This window comes from Microcystis sp. M165S2 (assembly GCF_020245885.1).
Lineage (GTDB): Bacteria > Cyanobacteriota > Cyanobacteriia > Cyanobacteriales > Microcystaceae > Microcystis.
This window is the reverse complement of record NZ_JADBTZ010000202.1, coordinates 1-4,191: the sequence shown is the minus strand read 5'-3', so window position 1 is coordinate 4,191 and position 4,191 is coordinate 1. Positions and strand designations below refer to the sequence as shown.

The following is a 4,191-nucleotide window of genomic DNA, read 5'->3' as shown; positions in this document are numbered from 1 at the left end:
TCAAAACGGACGGGTCGAAAGTGTCAGACTTAAGCAATTAAGCGTTTTTCGCTATCTGCGTCAACCCCGTTGACGCGACCACCCTAAAAAAGTGGCGTGGTGAGGAATCGCCGTCCGTTTTACGGCGGCGAGGATGTCAAAATCTAGCAACTCATCCTACAAGGTGTCAAACCGAGAGCCTTCAAGCTGACATTTTAGGTAAACGGACAGAAAAGCTACTACCCCGTTCTAATTCTGAGGTGACGGCAATAGTTCCCCCATGAGCATCGATAATGCGACGGGAGAGATAAAGTCCTAACCCATTGTTGGAAGTGTCTGGGGAACCGGAGTACAGGCGCTCGAAAATCCGGAGTAGTTCTTCTGCTGAAATGCCTATACCAGTATCCTCGATGACAATGGTGACAAAAGTATCTTCCTCTGTAGCGGGGATGAGATGAATTTTCACATCACCCTTTTGGGTAAATTTAATCGCATTGCCGATGAGATTGGTAAAAACGCGCCGCAGTTCCAAGCGATCGCCAGTTAGGAAAATTTCCCTGGCATTTTCGGCATTTAAGCTTAATTCTAGTCCTTTTTCTCGGGCAAGGGGAGTTAACTGCTGACAGACTTCTTCGAGAATATCGATAATCTTTAATTTAGTAAAATTAAGTGTCTTTTCGCCGTTTTCATAACAATAAACTTCCAAAAGATTATTAACCATTTCCAAGAGATTTGTATTACTGCGAATAATCACCTTAATAACTCGACTCATTTCGGGAGTAATCTCACCGTATAAACCTTCTTGAAATAGTTCTAATATGTGATTGACAGACACTAAGGGAGTTCGCAAATCGTGGGTCATCCTCGAAACAAAATCTTCTTTTTGTCTAGCCAATTGCTCTTTTTCTTGTTTGGCAATCGCCACTTCTTGTGCCGCTTCATAGATGCCTAGGGCGTTTCGCATCGCTTGATTTAAATGCGAGGCAGAAAGACGAAATTTACTCAGATAATCGGAAGCACCGGCTTTCATCATATCTACGGCAATTCCTTCGTCTCCGTGACCGGTTAAGACAATTAGGGGTATTTTAACTCCCTGCTGCCGAATTTCCCGCACCAAAGTCAAACCATCTTGATCGGGTAGAAGATAATCGATAAACATACAGTCGAAAAGATTATTGGACATCTTTTCTTTAGCCTCTTGATAGTCAGCGGCTTCTGTTATTTCGATCTCCATCTCCGATGTTCTTAAGAATCGGCGCACGGCGACCCGATCTACTTCATTATCATCAACAATTAGAATTTTTAACTGGTTTAACATTGCCAATTTAAATCTGAATTTCATTACTGTCTGATCTACCCTGATAGAATACCTCGAATCGGGTTCCATGGTCAAGACATTTTCGAGGTCGATTCTCACAGCTTTTTTGATAAAGATGAAGTATAGCCTAATTTGCTATTGACGACTGAATCGTGACGACTGGCCCCCAAAACGAAAAATTACTACCTCACTATATAGAGTCCATTTGGTATCTTTCCCAAAATCATTACCCAGTATGGATTAGAGCGAATTAGCCAAAATACCTGTAATTCTTACCCGTGAAGCGTCACAAGAGAGATACCAAATAGGTTCTATAAGATGACTGCCACAATCGGAAACAATACTTAAACAAAATGACAATGCTTCAACAGAGCGCCTTCAAGTAGGGGATGATATTCTTTTTCGGAGATAGTATAGGTCCCAAATCTAGCCAGATGGGGATTTTGCATTTGGGCATCAAATAGACAGAAATCCCGTTCTCTAAGGTGTTCGACTAACTTGACCATGGCTACCTTAGAACCATCGGGAATTTTATAGAACATCGATTCCCCGATAAAAACCCCGCAAATTGCCAAACCTAAAATCCCTCCCGCTAATTGATCCCCTTGCCAAGTCTCGAAACTGTGGGCCCAACCGGCTTGGTGTAATTGCTGATAGATTTGGATTAACTCCGGGGAAATCCAAGTCAGCGAGCGATCGGCACAACCGGCACAAACCCCAGCAAAATCGCCGTTAATAGCCACGCTAAAGCGATTTTGATTCAAAACTCGTTTTAGGGACTTGGGATACCTAAAACGCCGATCAAGAGGGATAAGAGCGCGATTTTTACTAGAATACCAATCCAATCGCCCCCCCTCATCGGCCATGAGAAAGTAACCGCGTGCGTATCCTTGTATAATAGAGGCGGTATCCACGACTCCCCCCAAGAATTCAGTCTCGTAGCCTGATCATTCTCTAATTATGCCCGATCATCCCGCACCAATTCCACCTATTACTTTACCACCGATCGAAAATCCCCAACAGGAACAAACTTGGCTGCGCACCGCTTTGCATCGTTGGTTAGATGCAGAATTTATTCCCGAAGCTATTAATGAAACTATCGCTGAACGCGCTAGTCAAATTTTTCTGCGTCAGCGTTTGGAAGGGGAAAACGATCTCGGTAGCTTGGTAATTGCGATCGTTACCGAGATGCAGGCTTTTGATTTTCGCGAAAGTTTTTATAGTGAATTCGCCATCGCTAACGCCGTCAGTGATTTGATTTTAGATAGTTTAGGGATCGATCGCTGTTGTGGGCAAAGTTAGACAGTTTTTCTCTGCTATTGGAGTTTAATTTCTATTAGCGGTCCTGCTAATTTTTTTGTACGAATGGGGTATTGCTCATTTAAGAAGTTAACAAAATCTTCTTCGGGATGTGCCACGACGATATTACTGTAGTTTTGGGCTAATTCCTTGAGATTGAGTTTTTGCCGCCAGGATTCCACATCGCCATCCTGAAATAATTGAAACTTAACTTGATCGTTAACTAAATAGGATAATGCCAAAAAGAAACTAGGGGTATTATCGCTGATAACTATCGGCTTGGTCATGGAGTTTAAAACAGGGGCGATTTCTAGATTAGCTCCACTGGCTGTACCTCTTTGATCGTCTAAACCCGCATCAGGAGTTAAACCCAGAAATACACCCGATACTATACCTAGTAGCAGGAAAATTAGCAAGATTTGTTGTCCCAAATAGTGCAGCCAATTTTTGGGGGATTTTGAGCCGATATAACTAGCGATTAGGTGGGAAATAGAAATCTGCATTCCTAAAAATACTGGTAGATAATATCTGGCTTGTAGGGAGCGAATCGAAGTTTTAATTAAGTCGGGGACTATTTGAAATAGTGTAGGAACAACAATCAAAGTTATTAGGAATAACCAAACTTTCGGCGAGGTGTATCGGATGAGATGGTAAAGAGAATAGATCGCTAATAATAAAATTAACAAATGTAAAGCCGACTCTAATCTTCCTCTGCGGTGAAAGAAATCCACAAATACATGGCCAGTATGACGGAATAAGGTTTGAGATATTTGGCTGATATTAGTCTTAAACTGTCGATAGTATTGGGTATTCCCATCGATTTTGCCTAGGTTGGTAAAAATCACGAATAGCCAAGGGCTAAATAAAACTAAGCTGCCAACAGCTGCCAATATATAGCTAACAACTGTTCTTGTAATTTTCAATCTCTCTAGAAGAATCACATATAAAGCTTGGGCGATGGCCACAGGAGCAGAAAATAAATGAGTATAAAAAGTCAAGGCTAAACTCAGGCTATACCAGAGCCAACTTTTAAGCGTATTTTTACGGATTGCTCGCAAAAGAGCGATTCCCGATAAAATAATTGTTATCGTCCAGAGACTATACTGGGTAGTGTTTTGAGCCACGAGCATCTGAAAGGGAGAAACAGCGAATAAAGCGATCACTATCCAGCCTGTTAGGGAGGAATCGAACAATTCTAGGCATAACCAATAAAGGCAAGGAATGACTAAGATGCTTAAGAAAATCGAGAAAGTTCTAGCTGAATGTTCGATGGGGATTAACTGCATCCAGAAACGCGCTGACAAATGGTATAGGGGAGGATGTTCTGGATTGCCCATCAGAGAGCGCAAGGCATCGGATAGAGAGCGTTCGGAATGAGGATGTTGAACATATTGTAGGTCTTTCCTGCCAATAATTTCACCGTTGAAAGCCTGCTCCCGCACCTCTTGAGTCGTGTAAGCTTTTACGCATTTAAGTTACATTGACAGCATTACCCTTATTTTTAAGCTTTCTACTCCATTTAATAATCAATCCCCCTTCATTTAAAAGCTGATTGACTACTTTTTCCAGTTCTTCTTTATTTTCAAATTCTCGAT

At 41.8% G+C, this 4,191-nt stretch carries 4 protein-coding genes and 1 pseudogene; 1 reads left to right on the top strand and 4 read right to left on the bottom strand.

The window, feature by feature from the left end; genetic code table 11:
* Positions 1-181: 181 nt before the first annotated feature.
* Entirely contained in the window at positions 182-1,321 is a 1,140-nt protein-coding gene (locus IM479_RS10585) for a hybrid sensor histidine kinase/response regulator (protein ID WP_287685903.1), read from the bottom strand.
* A 320-nt stretch (positions 1,322-1,641) separates the two neighbouring features.
* Positions 1,642-2,223, bottom strand: a complete 582-nt coding sequence (gene aat / locus IM479_RS10580) for a leucyl/phenylalanyl-tRNA--protein transferase (RefSeq protein WP_287685901.1) — start codon at positions 2,221-2,223, stop codon at positions 1,642-1,644.
* Between the two features lie 34 nt (positions 2,224-2,257).
* On the opposite strand from aat, the gene IM479_RS10575 reads away from it, so the two are divergent.
* The gene (locus tag IM479_RS10575; RefSeq protein WP_045358156.1) at positions 2,258-2,599 is read left to right on the top strand and encodes a DUF8822 family protein; all 342 of its coding nucleotides are present in this window, start codon (positions 2,258-2,260) and stop codon (positions 2,597-2,599) included.
* A gap of 14 nt (positions 2,600-2,613) precedes the next feature.
* On the opposite strand, the gene IM479_RS10570 is transcribed toward IM479_RS10575, so the two are convergent.
* Both IM479_RS10570 and IM479_RS10565 read right to left on the bottom strand, forming a co-directional pair.
* Positions 2,614-4,038: a glycosyltransferase family 39 protein gene (locus IM479_RS10570; RefSeq protein WP_287685900.1), complete on the bottom strand. Its 1,425-nt coding sequence runs from the start codon at positions 4,036-4,038 to the stop codon at positions 2,614-2,616.
* Between the two features lie 28 nt (positions 4,039-4,066).
* A pseudogene (locus tag IM479_RS10565) lies at positions 4,067-4,191 on the bottom strand (IS630 family transposase); the annotation flags it as partial.